The 15,553-nt window shown below is 66.1% G+C and carries 18 protein-coding genes; 13 read left to right on the forward strand and 5 right to left on the reverse strand.

Annotated features, from left to right (window positions below; genetic code table 11):
- Nucleotides 1-19 precede the first annotated feature (19 nt).
- Together LFT49_RS02725 and LFT49_RS02730 are read left to right on the forward strand one after the other, a co-directional pair.
- Complete coding sequence (locus LFT49_RS02725) at nt 20-829, forward strand: hypothetical protein (protein ID WP_236802756.1); 810 nt, start codon at nt 20-22, stop codon at nt 827-829.
- Entirely contained in the window at nt 813-1,562 is a 750-nt protein-coding gene (locus LFT49_RS02730; RefSeq protein ID WP_237429684.1) for a LamB/YcsF family protein, read from the forward strand. Before LFT49_RS02725 ends, LFT49_RS02730 begins: the two co-directional genes overlap by 17 nt.
- 90 nt (nt 1,563-1,652) lie before the next feature.
- On the opposite strand, the gene LFT49_RS02735 is transcribed toward LFT49_RS02730, so the two are convergent.
- Both LFT49_RS02735 and LFT49_RS02740 read right to left on the reverse strand, forming a co-directional pair.
- Nucleotides 1,653-3,305, reverse strand: a complete 1,653-nt coding sequence (locus LFT49_RS02735; RefSeq protein ID WP_237429685.1) for an HNH endonuclease signature motif containing protein — start codon at nt 3,303-3,305, stop codon at nt 1,653-1,655.
- Nucleotides 3,306-3,512: 207 nt separating this feature from the next.
- On the reverse strand, nt 3,513-4,790 hold the full coding sequence (locus LFT49_RS02740; protein ID WP_373462149.1) for a DUF445 domain-containing protein: 1,278 nt from the start codon (nt 4,788-4,790) through the stop codon (nt 3,513-3,515).
- A 133-nt stretch (nt 4,791-4,923) separates the two neighbouring features.
- Here LFT49_RS02740 and LFT49_RS02745 point away from each other — a divergent pair, with 133 nt between their 5' ends.
- From LFT49_RS02745 to LFT49_RS02770, 6 genes are all read left to right on the forward strand, one after another.
- Nucleotides 4,924-5,823 (forward strand): glycerophosphodiester phosphodiesterase, encoded by a 900-nt coding sequence (locus tag LFT49_RS02745; protein WP_236800792.1) that lies wholly within the window; start codon nt 4,924-4,926, stop codon nt 5,821-5,823.
- 8 nt (nt 5,824-5,831) lie between these two features.
- The gene (locus LFT49_RS02750) at nt 5,832-7,175 is read left to right on the forward strand and encodes a CoA transferase (protein WP_236821130.1); all 1,344 of its coding nucleotides are present in this window, start codon (nt 5,832-5,834) and stop codon (nt 7,173-7,175) included.
- Nucleotides 7,176-7,421: 246 nt separating this feature from the next.
- The gene (locus LFT49_RS02755; protein WP_237430457.1) at nt 7,422-7,928 is read left to right on the forward strand and encodes a DoxX family protein; all 507 of its coding nucleotides are present in this window, start codon (nt 7,422-7,424) and stop codon (nt 7,926-7,928) included.
- Nucleotides 7,925-8,713, forward strand: coding sequence for an AzlC family ABC transporter permease (locus tag LFT49_RS02760; RefSeq protein WP_236800794.1), 789 nt, complete (start codon nt 7,925-7,927; stop codon nt 8,711-8,713). The genes LFT49_RS02755 and LFT49_RS02760 overlap by 4 nt, the downstream gene beginning before the upstream one ends.
- On the forward strand, nt 8,710-9,021 hold the full coding sequence (locus tag LFT49_RS02765) for an AzlD domain-containing protein (RefSeq protein WP_237429687.1): 312 nt from the start codon (nt 8,710-8,712) through the stop codon (nt 9,019-9,021). The genes LFT49_RS02760 and LFT49_RS02765 overlap by 4 nt, the downstream gene beginning before the upstream one ends.
- 113 nt (nt 9,022-9,134) lie before the next feature.
- Nucleotides 9,135-9,392: a hypothetical protein gene (locus LFT49_RS02770; protein WP_237429688.1), complete on the forward strand. Its 258-nt coding sequence runs from the start codon at nt 9,135-9,137 to the stop codon at nt 9,390-9,392.
- A 95-nt stretch (nt 9,393-9,487) separates the two neighbouring features.
- On the opposite strand, the gene LFT49_RS02775 is transcribed toward LFT49_RS02770, so the two are convergent.
- From LFT49_RS02775 to LFT49_RS02785, 3 genes are all read right to left on the reverse strand, one after another.
- The gene (locus tag LFT49_RS02775; RefSeq protein ID WP_237429689.1) at nt 9,488-9,832 is read right to left on the reverse strand and encodes a hypothetical protein; all 345 of its coding nucleotides are present in this window, start codon (nt 9,830-9,832) and stop codon (nt 9,488-9,490) included.
- A 95-nt stretch (nt 9,833-9,927) separates the two neighbouring features.
- Entirely contained in the window at nt 9,928-10,152 is a 225-nt protein-coding gene (locus LFT49_RS02780) for a hypothetical protein (protein WP_236800798.1), read from the reverse strand.
- Nucleotides 10,153-10,333: 181 nt separating this feature from the next.
- Entirely contained in the window at nt 10,334-10,957 is a 624-nt protein-coding gene (locus LFT49_RS02785) for a TetR/AcrR family transcriptional regulator (protein ID WP_236800799.1), read from the reverse strand.
- 122 nt (nt 10,958-11,079) lie between these two features.
- Here LFT49_RS02785 and LFT49_RS02790 point away from each other — a divergent pair, with 122 nt between their 5' ends.
- The 5 genes from LFT49_RS02790 to LFT49_RS02810 all read left to right on the forward strand — a co-directional run bounded on the left by LFT49_RS02790 (nt 11,080) and on the right by LFT49_RS02810 (nt 15,463).
- Complete coding sequence (locus LFT49_RS02790; protein WP_142131381.1) at nt 11,080-11,403, forward strand: thiamine-binding protein; 324 nt, start codon at nt 11,080-11,082, stop codon at nt 11,401-11,403.
- 61 nt (nt 11,404-11,464) lie between these two features.
- Nucleotides 11,465-12,148, forward strand: coding sequence for an O-methyltransferase (locus LFT49_RS02795; RefSeq protein WP_237429690.1), 684 nt, complete (start codon nt 11,465-11,467; stop codon nt 12,146-12,148).
- Nucleotides 12,149-12,210: 62 nt separating this feature from the next.
- Nucleotides 12,211-13,299 carry a hypothetical protein gene (locus LFT49_RS02800; RefSeq protein ID WP_442863726.1) on the forward strand — a complete coding sequence of 363 codons (1,089 nt, stop codon included), beginning with the start codon at nt 12,211-12,213 and terminating at the stop codon, nt 13,297-13,299.
- Complete coding sequence (locus LFT49_RS02805) at nt 13,293-14,672, forward strand: bifunctional PIG-L family deacetylase/class I SAM-dependent methyltransferase (RefSeq protein ID WP_237429691.1); 1,380 nt, start codon at nt 13,293-13,295, stop codon at nt 14,670-14,672. The genes LFT49_RS02800 and LFT49_RS02805 overlap by 7 nt, the downstream gene beginning before the upstream one ends.
- On the forward strand, nt 14,669-15,463 hold the full coding sequence (locus LFT49_RS02810; RefSeq protein ID WP_237429692.1) for a glycosyltransferase: 795 nt from the start codon (nt 14,669-14,671) through the stop codon (nt 15,461-15,463). The genes LFT49_RS02805 and LFT49_RS02810 overlap by 4 nt, the downstream gene beginning before the upstream one ends.
- The last annotated feature ends 90 nt before the right edge of the window (nt 15,464-15,553 follow it).

Here is a 15,553-nt window from a genome sequence, read left to right on the forward strand (position 1 = left end):
CGATTGAATGAAGGTGACCATGGCCCGGCGCAGCAATCCCGCATTACGCATCGCACAGGAAACCGCCCACAATGCGATGTTTGACGCTGACGGCAAGCCCAAGCCCGGCGTTCACAACATGCTCCTGAAGGCAGTACAGATCCAGCGGCCCCTGGTGGTTGCCTACATCCGGCGGCTCCAGAAGAAGCATCCCCGTGCCACCGCCGCGCAACTGGCAGACATTGCAGAGCGCGACTACTTGCGTGCCGTCGCCGGAGGGGGCGCACTGGTGGGCGCAACCGCCGTCGTTCCCGGGGTTGGAACAGTGGCGTCGCTGGGACTCTCAGCCGCTGCCACCGTAGGCTTCCTGGAGGCAACAGCGCTTTACGCAACCTCGCTGGCCGAACTTCACGGCATCCGCCTCACCAACCCGGAGAAGGCCGGCACCATGGTCATGGCCATCATGCTCGGCGAGGAGGGTACCGCCCTGCTGGGAACGCTGAGTGGCCAGGCCTCCGGCAGCGGCAACAGCGCCGCCAATAATTGGGGCAATGTGCTCTCCAAGTCGATGGTGGGTCCGGGCTTCGGCAGCGTCCGAAAGAGAATCCAGCACGCCTTCCTAAAGAACCTGCTCAAGCGGCAGGGTACCGCCCTGTTTGGCAGGGCCCTCCCGTTCGGCATAGGGGCCGTTGTGGGTGGAGCCGGTAACCTCGTGATGGGTCGTGCAGTGGCCAAGAATGCCCGTGAGGCGTTCGGGCCGATGCCGGACACCATTCCCGGGGAGCTGACCGCAGCTGCCGGACCGGACCACCTGACGCTGGAAGGCAACATACTTGGATCTCAACGCTGACGTAGGCCAATCATTCGGCTCCTGGACGGCAGGAGGCGACCCGGCCATGTTCCAGCTGATCACCAGTGCCAACGTGGCCTGCGGCCTGCACGCGGGCGACCCCGTCACCATGCTGGACAGCTGCCGCGCAGCATACGAACTCGACGTCACTGTGGGGGCGCACCTCGGCTACCGCGACCTGGCGGGCTATGGCCAGCGCGCGCTGGGGATGGGCTTCGACGAGCTGTTCGGCGACGTGCTGTACCAATTGGGGGCGCTCGACGGCGTCGCGCATGCCGTGGGTGCCTCCGTGGGCTACGTGAAAGCACACGGAGCGCTGTACGACGCTTTGATTTCCGACGCCGAACAGGCCTCCGCCGTGGTTGCCGCGGTTAATGCCTATGACCCCGGCCTTCCCATCCTGGGCTTCCCGGGCTCCGAGCTGCTGAAGCAGGCAAAGGAGGCCGGGCACCCGGTGTTCATCGAGGCCTTCGCGGACCGCGCGTACCTGGCCGACGGCAGCTTGGTGCCGCTTTCCGACGAGGACGCGGTCCTGCACGACGTCGATGTGGTAGTTGAGCGCGCTGTTCGACTGGCAACGCAAGGGGAAGTGGTGGCCGTGGACGGGACGGCGGTCAAGGTCCGGCCGGACTCCCTGCGCCTCCAGGGCGGCAGTCCAGGCGCAGTGGAATTGGCGGCCCGTATTCGTGCTGGGCTTGAGGCCGCAGGCGTGGAGCTTGAGGCCTTCGCGTAGAGGATGTACAGCCGGACTCACTGGCCCTGCCGAGCCGTTCATATATTGCTCCAGCCCCATGGACGATGTTGCCCGAACCCTAGAATTACGTCATCCGGATGGTACGAGCGGGGTTGCGAGGAGCTCGGCCCAGAGGGGATCGTCCGGTGACAGGTCATCGGGGTCTATGAAGTTGTCATCGTCTGGTTCCCATAGCGGGAGGTCTTCGGGCCCCGCCTCAAGACAGCGGATATTGAGACAGGGGACATCGATACACCCGGCATCGTGACATTTGGCGTCCGTACATCTGGCGTCCTTACATCTGGCGTCGAGGCTCAGGGTGTCCGAGGACCGCAGTTCGGTGGGCATCAGCCATTGCGGCCAGTACGTGGGTTCTGGGTGGGGGTGTTCGGGTTTGTAGTGGCGGCCGGTGGGTGAGGTCCAGCCGGGTGAGTCGTTGTTGGTGGCCGGGTCTGGTGTCCATTGGGTGTGGTGTTTGAGCCGGTGGTGTTTCGGGCAGAGCTGTGCCAGGTTGCCGGCCCCGGTGGTTCCGCCGTGTTCCCAGGCCCGGAGGTGGTCGGTGTCGTTGTCCGGGGTGCGGTTGGTGCAGCCGGGGAAGGTGCATTTGGCGTCGCGCATCCTGATCCAGCGTTTGATGGTTTCGGTGAGCCGGTAGTTCTTCCGGCCGATCTCCAAGGGTGCCCCGTCTCTCGGGTCGACCAGGACGCGGTAGAAGGAGTCCGCCCCGTCGGCGACCAGTTTGCGGGCCATGGATGCCGGGATGGGTCCGAGCCCGTCCAGCGTTGCGGGTTCATCCGTGAGTCCGAGGAGGGAGAGCACCGGCACCGTGACCAGGACGTCGGCCCGCGGGGTGGGGACCTTGCCGGGTTCGCTTGCTGATCCAAGGAGCAGGGATGCTGCGATGTCGGGGCGGAGTTGGGTGATGGTGCGTGGTTCGTTGGGGCCTTGGAGGCCGCGGGCGGTGGCGGTGGTGCGGTTCCAGATGGCGCAGGCGGTGTCGCCGGGGAGGTAGAGCGAGACCCAGGCCATCCCGTCCCGGTCCGGGGTGTATTCCATCCGCCGGTCCGCCACCCCTTTGGCGTGGCGTTTCTGCAGTGTCTCGGGGTGGTGGCGTTCGCGCCAGGCGCGGACTTTGGCCCGGAAGCGGGAGGGGACGAGTTCGCCAGGGGTTGCGCCGCGGGCGGGGTGGGGTGCGTCGGGGTCGAAGAAGTGCGCCACCAGCGCGGCAGCGCCGGCGGGATCGAGGCCCTCGGTTTCGTCCGCGACGATGCGGGCGTGCTGCCAGGACATGGCGCCGGTGGCCAGGGCCTGGAACACCGGTGGGAGGGAGCAGATTTTCCGGGACTGTTCCACCAGAGCACCTGCGGCGGCGGAGCTGATGGTCAGGACGCCTGCGATCTCTTCCACCACGGACATCTCGGCGTAGGTGTGGTCCTGGATGGACGCGTCGGGCGGGGTCATGGCCTGCTGAAACCCGATCGCCTCGGCTGCATCCCGCGCCTTCATGGCGGCAAGCTGCGCTTCCAGTCGGGCCGTTAGTCCGAGCCGTTCCAGCCGGATCTCGTACCGCCGCTGCAACACATCAACGCCCGAACCAACACCAACCCCGGAGGCCAGGAACGCATCCTCCCGCTCCAGCGCACTTATGGCATCCAGCGCACCAAGGGCAGTGAGCGCATCAAGGGCGGCCACAGAGGCTTGAATACCCTCCAAAGCCACCCCGACACCGCTGCCGACTCCCATAGAAGAATCATCTATCGAGGGTCTGACATTATGAGTTGTGCCGCTGCCCCCACCCGCCTGGGTAAAGCCGGAGCACCCGAGCCGGCGTGCCGTCGTCGTAGGTATTTCCGCCGTCAGGTTCCCTTGCGCACCCCAATATCCGCCGCGAATAGGAATGTGCCCTGCGGCAGTATCTATCCGCCGTCAAAAAGCTGCCGGCCTAATGCGTCACCCAAAAATCAGCTGCGCCACCGTAAAGATTGCCAGGCCCGCAAGAGACCCCACCACGGTGCCGTTGATGCGGATGAACTGCAGGTCCTTGCCCACCTGGAGCTCGATCTTCTGTGAGGTCTCTTCGGCGTCCCAACGCGCCACGGTGTCCGTGATGACCCCGGCGATGTCCGAGCGGTAGGTCCGGACCAGGTAGCCCGCGGCGTCACCGATCCAGGCGTTGACCTTCCCTGCCAGTTCGGGATCGTCCACCAACCTCGAACCAAAATCGCGCACAGCTGCCTTGAACTTGATGGTGAGCTCGCTGTCCGGGTCGTCCACGGCACCCAGCAGCGCGTTCTTCACGGTGCCCCACGTCCGGGACGCCAATTCGCGCACCTCGGGATCCCCGAGCACCTGCGCCTTGATGTCCTCAGCGCGGGCGATCATTGCCGGGTCATGCTGCAGGTCCTGCGCGAGGTCGTTGAGGTACTTGTCGATCGACTGGCGCACCTGGTGCCGGGGATCTGCCTGCACGGCCCGCACGAACTTGAGGATCTCAAGGTAGACCTTGTCGCCCACCAGCCCGTCCACGAACTGCGGAACCCAGGTGGGGGAGCGGTCGGACACCAGTCGGGTCACGGTTTCATGGTTGTCGTCCACCCAATCCGCGGCACGGTCCACCAGCAGGTCCACCAGCGTGTGGTGGTGCCCGTCGTGGAAGATCCGCTCCGCAAGCCTGCCCACCGGAGGTCCCCACGGCGGCGTGAGCAGGTGCTTGCGCACCATGCCCTCGATGACCGCCTGGACGTCGTCGTCATTCAACACCTTGAAGGCGCCGCGGATCACCGCTGCGCCCTCCTTGGCCACCCGGTCGGCACCGCCGGGCGCGGAAAGCCACTCACCTGCCCGGCGGGCGATGTTGACGCTGGCCAGCTTGTCCTGGACCACCTGCTCGGAAAGGAAGTTGGTTTCCACGAATTCGCCCAGGGAGGCACCGATCTGGTCCTTCCGCCGGGGAATGATGGCGGTGTGCGGGATCTTGATGCCCATGGGGTACTTGAACAGGGCAGTGACGGCGAACCAGTCGGCCAGCGCACCCACCATCCCGCCCTCGGCGGCTGCACGAACATACTGCAGCCATGGATAGTCCTTTTGCAGCGCGAACGCGAAGACAAAAATCACCGCCATGGCAATGAGCAGGCTCACCGCCAGCAGCTTCATCTTCCGCAGCGCTGCCGCCTTTTCGGCGTCACCGGCGCCAAGCTGGCGGCTTACGACGGCGCCTGCGGCCATGGTGCCCGGCCTCACCTGCTGCGCGGGTTCGGTGGGGGCTTCCTGCGTGGTTGGCCCGGTAGTTGCCTCAGAGTTCACCTGCATGTGCCAAGCCTAGCCCCGAAGGCGGGGGCCGGTCGGCTACCGTGTGACCATGACAACTGACGAGTCAGTGCCGCAGCGGCCGCTGGTCTTTGCACACCGCGGTTCAAGCGGCGCCTATGCCGAACACACGCGCGCAGCCTACCTGCAGGCCCTGGCAGATGGGGCCGACGGGGTGGAGTGCGACGTCCACCTGACCCGCGACCAGCATGTGGTCCTGCTGCACGACGCCAACCTGGACCGCACATCGGACGGAACCGGGCCGGTGGCAGAACGGACACTGGGGGAACTGCGCCAGCTGGATTTTTCGTCCTGGAAGGGTGTCCGGATCCCCGACACATACGGGGCGCGCTCGGAACAGCTCCTCACCTTGCCGGAGCTGCTGGACATCCTTCGGGGAGCGGGCCGTCCGGTAAAGCTCGCCATCGAGCTCAAACACCCCAGCCCGTACCAGCTCAAACTGGAGGACCGGGTGCTCGAAGTGCTCCGCAGCGAGGGCTGGGACCCGCAAAGCTCCACCGTGGACAACGTGGCTGTGACCTTCATGAGTTTCAGCCCCGATTCCGTCCGGCACCTGCTCCTTTCCGTTCCGCCCCAGTACATCTGCCAGCTCGTGGACGACCTCACCATTCACGAGATCCGGGGTGGACTGGGAGTTGGACCTCTTGCCGGCGGTGCCATCGCCAACCTGATGAAGGCGACCCAACTGGAGGGCGAACGGATCCTGGACGACCGGGAAGTAGGGATGGCCGGCCCCGGCATCGACTACGTCCGGGAGCGCCCTGCCACCGTCCGCCGCTGGCTGGAGTCCGGACGGCGCTTCCGCGTCTGGACGGTGGACTCGCCGGAAGATGTGGCCCTCTGCCAGGACCTGGGCATCCAGGAGATCACCACCAACGTTCCGGGCCGTGTCCTTGACCAGCTCAAACTGGCTTCGCCGCAGGGCAAGTAGGGCCTGAAGTGGACGCGTATTCGCCGCGCCACTGGTGGTCCGGCCCGCTCGATGTCGAAGGCCTTGCGCTGCATTCGGTGGAGGCCGCGGCGGCCGCCCTCAACCTGTTTGAAGGTACGCCCGGTCGGTTTAGGACCACGCCGGCCCTCACCGCGGCGGCTTTCGACTCCTTCGGCCATCTGCGCATCGCCGGGCGCAAACCGCAGGGCTTTGCGCCCCTTTCGGGCTTCCATCGCACCAGCGATGGATGGATTCGTACCCACGCCAACTATCCCCACCATGAGCAGCGGCTGCTGCAGGCCCTGGGCGCAGCCTCGCCTGAGGAGGCGGAGCGGCAACTCCACTCCATGGCCGCACTGGAAGCCGAGGCTGCCATCCAGGGCAAGGGCGGCATAGCCGCGGCTGTCAGGACGCGCAGCGAATGGCTTGACTCGGACATGGGGCGGGCAGCGGGACTGGGCCCTTGGATTGCTTTCGATTTTGCCGACGGTGCAACGGCCGGCCTGGGGTTGGAGGAGTCTGCAGCGGCAACAGTTGCCGCGAACGGCACCGAGGCCAGCCCCGGCATGTCCCACAACGGCTCGCCGCTCGACGGATTGCGGGTCCTGGACCTGACCCGGGTGATCGCGGGGCCCGTTGCCACCCGCCTGCTCGCGGCCCTCGGAGCAGATGTCCTGCGGATCGACCCGCCCGCCTTCCCCGAGATTGAAGACCAGTTCGTGGACACGGCATTCGGCAAGCGCAGCGCCGAGGCAGATCTCAGTGTGCCGGATATCCAGCACAAGTTGCGGCAACTCCTGGCGGCTGCGGATGTGGTGGTGGCCGGATACAGGCATGGCGCCCTGGACCGCTTTGGGCTCAACCCCCGGGAACTGCTTGCCTTGTACCCCCGGCTTGCGGTGGTCACCCTGGACAGCTGGGGGAGCGCTGGTCCCTGGAGCGGACTCCGCGGTTTCGACAGCATTGTCCAGGCCGCGTGCGGAATCGCGCACGTTTACGGCAAGGAAAATGACGACGGCGAGTGGCGCCCCGGTGCCCTGCCCGTCCAGGCGCTGGACCACGCCACAGGCTACGGCGTTGCTGCGGCTGCCATCCACCTGCTGGGCCGACGCCGTTGGATGGGGACCGGGGGCGCCGCGCACCTGTCGCTCGCCCGGACCGCCGAGGAACTCTTCGCACTGGGAAGGAACGCGGAGCTGCCTTCAGAACTGCCCGCCCCCGACTACCGCTCCAGGGACAGCACATACGGCGAACTCCGCTATGTTGGGCCGCCGCTGATGGATGGGGACCAGCCCCTGGACTATCCGTTCCCGCCACCGCCGTATGGAGGAACTCCGCTCGCGTGGGCATGAAGGGTGCCCTGTGTGACAGCTGCCCCGGTGAGATAGCTGGGCAAGCGCTTTTCCTCCCGTCATCGCCAGGTGGCAGCCGCGGGTTTCTGACCGCCGCATGTGCTGTGATTGAGTGGTTCCATGTCTTTTCCCTGGCCCGGCCCCGCATTTCGGAGCCCGTCCATGCGCGGTTTGTCCACGCCGGGCTCGTCCTTTTCGCGCCCGTCGCTTCACGGCCCAACAGTCCAGAACCTGTCCGCCGCTGCCATGGCCGCCCTTCTGCTGGCCAGCGCAAGCAAGCATTTCCGGGATCCCGGCTTCTACCGGGAGGTAGTTCCGGACTACCTGTGCCGCCGGGATGCCGCGCCGGGCGCCAGTCAAAGCAACAGGGACCATAGCAGCAGGGACCAGGGCAACAGGAACCCAGGCGCCGGGGACCAAAGCAACGGGGCCCAGGGCGCCGGAGTGCAGCATCCCTTGGCCCTCCTGTCCCGGGATGAGTGGATCGCAGTGAGTGGCCTGCTGGAGCTGGCGGCCGCCGTCGGAATCCTGCTGCCGCCTACCCGCAAACTAACGGCCACGGCCCTCACTGCCATGTTCACCGCGTTCCTGGCCGGCCACGTGGACGCCCTCAAGCGGGCGTACGGGCCAGCAGGCACGTCCCGCCGTCGGAAGATCCATACCGTGCGGCTGCCGCTGCAGGCACCCCTGATCCTGTGGGCCTGGAGCCTGCGGAAATCCCTGCCCATAAACCGGCGCGGAGGCCGGGCGTGAAGCTGCTGGCCTCGCCGGCGGCCAGGGTAGGCCTCTCCATCAGCGTTGCCACCGGCCTGTACGGGATCTCTTTCGGCGCGCTCGCGGTGACGTCCGGCCTCAACTTCTGGCAGGCCATGGCCCTGAGCCTGCTCCTCTTCAGCGGTGGCTCGCAGTTCGCCTTCATTGGCGTTGTGGCCGGCGGTGGATCGGGCATTGCGGCCATGAGCGCCGCAACCCTCCTGGGCATGCGCAACGGCATCTACGGCATGCAGCTGAACGCGCTGCTGCGGCCCACCGGCTGGCGCAAGTACGTCGGGGCCCAGCTGACCATCGACGAATCCACGGCGACCAGCACGGGCCAGACGGACCCTGCGGAGCAGCGCCGCGGTTTTTGGACGGCCGGAATTGGTGTGTACGTGCTGTGGAACCTCTTCACGGCCGTGGGTGCGCTCGCCGGCAGCGGGTTGGGCGATCCCAAACAATGGGGACTCGACGGTGCTGCCGTCGCCGCTTTCCTGGCCTTGCTGTGGCCCCGGCTCAAGGGCCGGGAGCCCATCGCCATCGCGGCCGTGTGCGCCGTGGCTACCGTCGTGGCGGTTCCCTTCGTGCCGCCGGGCGTACCCATCCTCGTTGCCGCCGTCGTGGCGGCACTCGTGGGGTGGTTCAGCCATGGCCGCCGCGACGAAGGCCTGGAGCCCGACGTCGAGCCTTACACGCATCACGCCGGCCATCACCAGGATGCTGCCGGCACGCACCCGGGAGCGAAGCGCCGCGAAGCCACGGATCCGGAGGCAGGCTCGTGAGCTTGTGGATGTGGTTGCTGATTGCCTGCGCCCTTGCCTACGCCTGGAAAATCGTTGGGTACTTTGTGCCGGCCAGATTCCTTGAGGATCCGCGCACATCACGCATCGCGGGCACCATGACCATAGGACTGCTCGCGTCACTGACCGTGGTGAACGCGGTGGTGTCAGGCCAGGGCCTTGCTGCCGACGCGAGGCTCGGCGCGCTTGCCGCAGCCGCAATCGCCTTGGCGCTCCGGGCCCCTTTCCTTGTGGTGGTCATCGCCGGAGCCGGCACCGCGGCCCTGTTGCGGTTCCTCGGCTGGAGCTAACCGCACACCAACCGCGCCGGATAGTGACTCAGGTCACTTCAACCATAAGGTGCCGGTTGTACTATGAGATCGGCTTATGCAGTTGGCCATGGCATTCCCTATGAACGGCGACCATGGAAAATCAGCTGCATCCTGCAGGCGGCTTGGCGGGCAAGCCCCGCCACAAGAATGCCCGACGGCGGGCGGGCCTGCCTGCCAAACGCTTCTTCAGGCGCTTCGCCAGGCTTTCGGACGTTCCGCAAGAGGACCTTGAATTTCTTTCCCAAAGGCTGCGTGAGGCACTCGACATCGATCCGGCGTCGTCCGTGCCGACACTGCAGGCCCTGGTGCATCAGGAAATCCGCAGGCGGGGAGACCCCGGCAACGCCTAGCGCAGGCACCCTCCGGGTGCCATGTGTGGTGCACTGGAAGAGAGGCAGCCCACACCCAGGCGGCCACTAAAGGAGGAATCGAGATGGACGAACAGTCACGGCCGCTTGAGCCGCAGGACGGCCAGGGCACCGAGGATGCCGGCAGGAACGCCAGGGAAGAACAGGGCGCCGGAGTGCCGGCGGCGGAGCAGACGGGAAAGCATCGGGCCGCCTACCTTGATCCCCGGGGTTCGGAGTCGACCCGGGAGTTGCGGGACACGGCAAGGAGGCGCCGCGATGCCGAAGAAAAACTCCAGCAACACCTGATGGAAGCGAAGGATCACGTTCCCAACGAGTTCCATGAGCAACACCACGGGCATGAAGGACATGGGTACCCGGGCCATGAACACGCCGGTCATGAACAGCACAGTGATGAACAGCGTGAGATGCAAAAACAGCACCAAGGCCCAGACCAGCCTGAACACGGCGGGGCTGAGGAAGCGAACAAGGGCAGGGGATAACTCCGACGGCGAGGTGCTGCCGGAGCGGCAGTTGGCTAAGCGACTCCGTGGGCGGTGCCGCCAGGCGAGACGGCCCTGCGGTACGTTTCTTCCACACCCATTTCATACCAAACCTGCGCGCCGAACTCAGGCTCGGGGGTATCGAGGTTCTGGTACAGGGCGTCAAGCAGTTCGACGAGTTCCCCGGCCTCCAGTGTAGGAAGGACTTCCTCCGGCCCGCGGGGATCGGTGAGGTAGTGGAGAAGCTTCGAGTGATTCATTGCAGCGCAGCCGTCGAACGGCGGATAGGCACAGAGTGCATGGGTCGCTCCCGCTGGAAGTACCGAGGCTGGCTGCCTAACCCCAAGTGGCAGTCTATTGCACCTTCCCGGCGCTAACAACGAAATCGGCGCTAACAACGAACTCGGCCAACAGCGGGCGGGCCTGCTGCGGGCGGGCCCGCTACAGACTCGGCGCGGCGGCCGGGACTGGCACCAGCACGGGAAGTGGCCGCGACGGGCGCACGGTGCGGATGGCGTCCTCGACAAGCGCCAGCGGCCGGCGCCAGGCATCCGAACCGGGTTCCATGGTGTCCACCACTCCGATCAGCATGGCCAGCAGCCGGAACATGTCCGTCATGGAAATGTCCGTGCGCAGGCTTCCCTGGCCTTGTCCCCGAACCAGCAAGACACCCATGGAATCCATGAGCGATCCCGTGATTCCGGTGAGGAGTTCACGCCGCCCTGCCACCGCGCACAACAGGTTGGCGTCGTCACTTGCCGCTGCCATCAGGGCCTCGAGGACGCGCAGCAGACCGGCTGCCGCGTCGATATCTGCCAGCGCCCCGTCCATGACCGGGTCCACCGTGAGCCGGAGCTGCCGGTTAAGCGCCGCAAGCACCAGTTCCTCCTTGTCCGCGAAGTTGCGAAACAGGGTTGCCGGGCCAACGCCGGCGGTGGTGGCGATGGTTTGGAGTGGCACTTCCGGGCCGAACTCGCGGAAGCACCGGCGCGCCGCCGTGATGATCTTGTCCACGTTCCGCGCTGCGTCTGCGCGGAGGGGCTTTCGGGCGACTGCGAGGCTCATGCCCAAAAGGGTAGCAACGGAGCCTGCGCCCGACACGGTTACTCCGGGGTAGGCGCTTATGTGACGGAGGGCCGCTGCGTCTTCCTAAGTAGTTGCCGGCAGCCGCGTGGGAGACTGGGGGCATGTTGCTTGCATTTTCTGTAGCTCCGTCAGGCGTTCCCAGCGAAGGCTCCCGGCCCAACGACGCCTCAGTGCACGACGCCGTAGCCGCCGCCGTGAAGATCGTCCGGGAGTCGGGGCTCCCCAACCAGACAGATTCCATGTTCACCACCATTGAGGGCGAGTGGGACGAAGTGTTCGACGTCGTTAAACGCGCCACCGAGGCCGTGGGCCGCTACGGCAGCCGCGTCTCACTGGTGATCAAGGCAGACATCAGGCCCGGGTACAGCGGCGAGCTGACGGCGAAAGTGGATCGCCTGGAGAACGCCCTGGCGCAGGAGCCCTAAGCCTTCCCGGAGGGGCTAAAGTATCTGGACCCCCCGCAGCGCCGCGTGCCAAACTGTGCCCATGTTCGAGCACAAGCCCCGGCCGGAGTGGGTTGCCACTGAGGAGTTTCTGTCCAGTGCCGTAGTGCATCCGGACGCCGCGGCCCAGCAGGCCATCCGGACGGCTGCGGAAGCGGGAATGCCGGCCATTGAGGTGGCCCCGAACGCCGGGAAGCTCCTGAAACTCCTGGTCCAGCTGTCCGGCGCGCACCGGATCCTGGAAATCGGAACGCTGGCTGGCTACAGCACCATCTGGATGGGCCGGGGACTTCCGCGCAGCGGCACATTGGTCACCTGCGAGTACCTGCCCCAGCACGCGGAGGTGGCGTGGGCGAATATCGATGCCGCCGGTCTGGGTGAAAGGGTGGAGATCCGGTTGGGTCCTGCGCTGGAGACGCTCGCTGCCCTCGACGAAGAGGAGCGGGAGCCGTTCGACTTCATCTTCATTGACGCCGACAAGCAGAACAACAGCCGCTATCTTGACTGGGCGGTGAAGCTCGGAAGGCCGGGTGCGGTGGTGGTCCTGGACAACACCATCTGGGAAGGGGCGGTCCTGGACCCGGACATCGATCCCGTGAATGCGCCGGGAATCATCGATGCGCTCAAGATGCTCGGGGACCATCCACGGTTGGATGCCACTGTTATCCAGACCGTCGGGTCAAAAGGCTGGGATGGCTTCGCGCTGGCCCGCATTCTTCCGCAATAACAGTAAGTAAGCTGTGGAGATGAGACCGGCGCCCTGCCGGCCATCATTAATGGAGGAAATTCTTGCGCGCGGCACCTACCCCTGTGCTCCTTAGCTCCACCACCGCCGATCTGTCCCCCTGGATTTCGACCCTCGATTCCGTCGCTGCTGCCGTAGGTGACATCCCTGGCCTGCTGTCGCTGGCTGTTCAGGCCGGCCGGACTTGGCCGCAACCCGGGGGAGGGCGGACCGCGGTGCTGTGGGAACTCCTGGCCTCGGTGGCTGCCATTGATGTGGCCGCCGCGCGCGTGTTCGAGCCGCACCTCGATGCAACAGCGATTCTCGCCCAGGCCGGACAGCCGTACCCTGATTTTGGGCCCGGGCAGGAGGGTTCCCAAGACGAAGCCTGGGGTGTGTTCGCCGCGGAAGCCCCCGGCGCCAAGCTTGAGGCGCTCCCCGCCGGCACCGGTGCGGTCCTCACCGGGTCCAAGCCCTGGTGTTCACTTGCAGCGCACCTGGACTGCGCCGTCGTCACAGCCCACACGGACGACGGCGGCCGGGCGGCTTTTGCCGTCAGCCTTCGCCACCCCGGGGTAGCGTGCGAGCAACCGCAGTGGATTGCGCGCGGGTTGCGGGAGATACCCAGCGGAAGTGTCCGCTTCGAGCAGGTCCCGGCATTGCCTTTAGGTGGAAGCGGCTGGTACCACAGTCGCCCGGGCTTCGCGTGGGGCGGGATGGGAGTCGCAGCCTGTTGGTTGGGCGGCGCAGTAGGAGTGGCGCGGGACTACCGTGACAGCCTGCAGGCGGGTTCCGGCACGGGCCGGGAACCTGACCAGGTGGCCCTCGCCGCACTTGGGGAGGTTGACCGCACCCTTACTGCCGCGCTGCAGTATCTTGCCTGGACTGCCGCCCGCTTGGATGACGGGACCCTCGGTGGCGGGGCAAACCAAAGCACGTGGAGCGAGGCCCAGCGGGTCCGTGGAACTGTAGCCGCCGCCGTCGAACGTGTCCTCACCCTGGTCGGCTCCAACCGGGGTCCAGGCCCGCTCGCCTTCGACGAACCGTATGCCAAGAGAATGGCGGACCTGGCACTCTACGTACGCCAGCATCATGGCGCACGCGATGACGCCCAGCTGGGGCGGCTCACGCTCAAAGGAGACTGCCCGTGGTGACCTTTTCGCACACAGACGCAGGAACCAGCGAGGCCGCCTGGGCTGCCAGCGGCCTGTCCGCAACGCCCGAGCTGCCGCTCGATCCCACCGAGTTGGCGGCCATGCGCTTTATCGTGCTCGCGGCACATCCCGACGACGAGACACTCGGCGCCGGAGGGTTCATGGCCTCGATGGTGGCATTGGGGGCCAAGGTGGAAGTCCTGCTCTGCACCGCGGGGGAGGGGTCACACCCGGATTCACCCACCACCACTCCTGAACAGCTGGCGCAGGTCCGGCTGGCTGAGTTTTCACAAGCCCTCACAGTCCTCGGGTTGAAGGATCACTGGACGTTCCTCGACCTGCCGGACCGCGGGCTTGCCGGGCAGTCAGAAACGATCGCCCGCGCTGTCCGCGACTCTGCGCGGCGGCTGCGCGGTGCAGCCCAACCGTTGGTCCTCGTTGCGCCGTACCGGGCAGACGGGCACGGGGACCATGACGCGGTAGGCGCGGTGGCCGCGGAGGTAGCCCGGGAGGATGGGCACGCGCTGCTGGAATATCCCATCTGGTTCTGGCATTGGGCGACCACCCAGGACCAGGAGTGGCGGGGCTGGGCCCGTTACCACCTGGCCGAATCCGCTCGCCAAGCCAAAGGGCGGGCCATGGCTGAGCACACAACACAGGTGCGGCCGCTATCACCGCTGCGCGGGGACGAAACACTGCTCAGCAAAGAATTCCTGGAGCACTTCTCGCGCAGCTTCGAGGTGTTTGCCTGGACACCCGCGGTAAATACCTCGGAACAGGTGCACTCCAGCAGTGATGCCGAGGTGGTCTTTGACAGGGTCCACGACGGCTCCACAGATCCGTGGAACTACACCCGAAGCTGGTACGAGCGCCGCAAACGGGCACTCACCCTTGCCGCACTTCCCGATACTTCCTACGAAAACGGCCTGGAAGTGGGGTGTTCCATCGGAACCCTTACGGCCGAGCTGGCCGCCCGGTGCCGCAACCTGCTGGCCGTGGACGCCAGTGGGTCCGCGGTGCGGCAAGCCGGGCAGTTGCTGGAGGGCAGCCCCGGTGTCCGTGTGGAACAGCGCATCCTTCCGGGCGACTGGCCGAAGGGTAACTACGACCTGGTGGTGGTTTCCGAAGTGGGCTACTACCTGGCGCCTGGGGAGCTCGCCGCACTGTGGGACCGGGTGGAGGCGTCCCTGAAACCGGGGGCAACCCTGCTCCTGTGCCATTGGCGGCACCCGATCAGCGGCTGGGAACTCGACGGCGACACAGTCCATTCGCTGGCCCGGCAGAGGTTGGGCTGGCGAACGGCAGGGCTCTACCAGGAACGCGACTTTGTGCTGGAAGTATTGATTGCCCCCGGACAGAAGGCACCGGCATGACGTTGTCGCCCCCGGTGGGGGATGAAGCGGCTTCCGTAGGCTTCAATCCACGCAGCATCCAGCAGGTGGCAGTGGTAATTCCGGTGCACAACGAGGAGCAACACCTCCGGCCCGCGCTTGCCGCCGTGGACTGCGCCGCAGACCTGCTTGGGTCCCAACGTCCAGGTGTTGAGGTGCAGGTGATGATTGTCCTGGACAGCTGCACAGACCGGTCACCTTCCATAGCCGCGGCAATGGCGAAAGCCGACACCCGATTCCGGATCCTGCCCGTCAGCTTTGGCAGTGTCGGAAAGAGCCGGCAGGCCGGCGTCAATGCAGCGCTGAAGAGACTGCGTGCCCGTTCCCACGACGGCCAGGCGGCTGCGGGTGATCCGATGCAGCGGGTTTGGGTGGCGAACACCGACGCCGATTCGTCGGTGCCCGGGCACTGGCTGGTCCGGCAGCTGGAACTGGCCGCAGCCGGAAGCGACGCTGTCCTTGGCACTGTGCACCCGGACCCGCACGGTATGCCCCACGAACTCATTGCCCGGTGGCGTGCACGGCATGACCATGGGGAGGACCATCCGCACGTGTATGGGGCCAACCTCGGGGTTCGCGCCTCGTCCTACCTCGCCGCGGGCGGGTTCCCCGGTGTCGCATTCGATGAAGACCGCGGCTTGGTGAACCGGCTCCGTGCCAGCGGCGCCGGCATTACTGCTACAGATACGACGCGCATTCTTACGTCTGGACGGATCTCCGGACGGGCGCCCAAGGGTTTTGCCGCCTATCTTTTGTCGTTGGCCCGATCGTAGCCCTTGCCACAGGAAGCCCGGATCGGGGCACGCAAAAGGGCTGTTGCCTTTAGGCAACAGCCCTTTTGCGGTCAAAAAGTCAATCTCACG

Origin of the sequence: Arthrobacter sp. FW306-06-A, from assembly GCF_021870055.1 — a bacterium.
Lineage (GTDB): Bacteria > Actinomycetota > Actinomycetes > Actinomycetales > Micrococcaceae > Arthrobacter.

What these genes read in the sequence shown, in the direction of transcription:
- LFT49_RS02790 (WP_142131381.1), top strand. Translation starts at nt 11,080, where the DNA reads ATGTTGCTTGCATTTTCTGTAGCTCCGTCAGGCGTTCCCAGCGAAGGC.
- LFT49_RS02755 (WP_237430457.1), top strand. Translation starts at nt 7,422, where the DNA reads ATGGCCGCCCTTCTGCTGGCCAGCGCAAGCAAGCATTTCCGGGATCCC.
- LFT49_RS02780 (WP_236800798.1), bottom strand. Translation starts at nt 10,152, where the DNA reads ATGAATCACTCGAAGCTTCTCCACTACCTCACCGATCCCCGCGGGCCG.
- LFT49_RS02745 (WP_236800792.1), top strand. Translation starts at nt 4,924, where the DNA reads ATGACAACTGACGAGTCAGTGCCGCAGCGGCCGCTGGTCTTTGCACAC.
- LFT49_RS02770 (WP_237429688.1), top strand. Translation starts at nt 9,135, where the DNA reads ATGGAAAATCAGCTGCATCCTGCAGGCGGCTTGGCGGGCAAGCCCCGC.
- LFT49_RS02810 (WP_237429692.1), top strand. Translation starts at nt 14,669, where the DNA reads ATGACGTTGTCGCCCCCGGTGGGGGATGAAGCGGCTTCCGTAGGCTTC.
- LFT49_RS02785 (WP_236800799.1), bottom strand. Translation starts at nt 10,957, where the DNA reads ATGAGCCTCGCAGTCGCCCGAAAGCCCCTCCGCGCAGACGCAGCGCGG.
- LFT49_RS02725 (WP_236802756.1), top strand. Translation starts at nt 20, where the DNA reads ATGGCCCGGCGCAGCAATCCCGCATTACGCATCGCACAGGAAACCGCC.
- LFT49_RS02795 (WP_237429690.1), top strand. Translation starts at nt 11,465, where the DNA reads ATGTTCGAGCACAAGCCCCGGCCGGAGTGGGTTGCCACTGAGGAGTTT.
- LFT49_RS02740 (WP_373462149.1), bottom strand. Translation starts at nt 4,790, where the DNA reads ATGGCCGCAGGCGCCGTCGTAAGCCGCCAGCTTGGCGCCGGTGACGCC.
- LFT49_RS02735 (WP_237429685.1), bottom strand. Translation starts at nt 3,305, where the DNA reads ATGGGAGTCGGCAGCGGTGTCGGGGTGGCTTTGGAGGGTATTCAAGCC.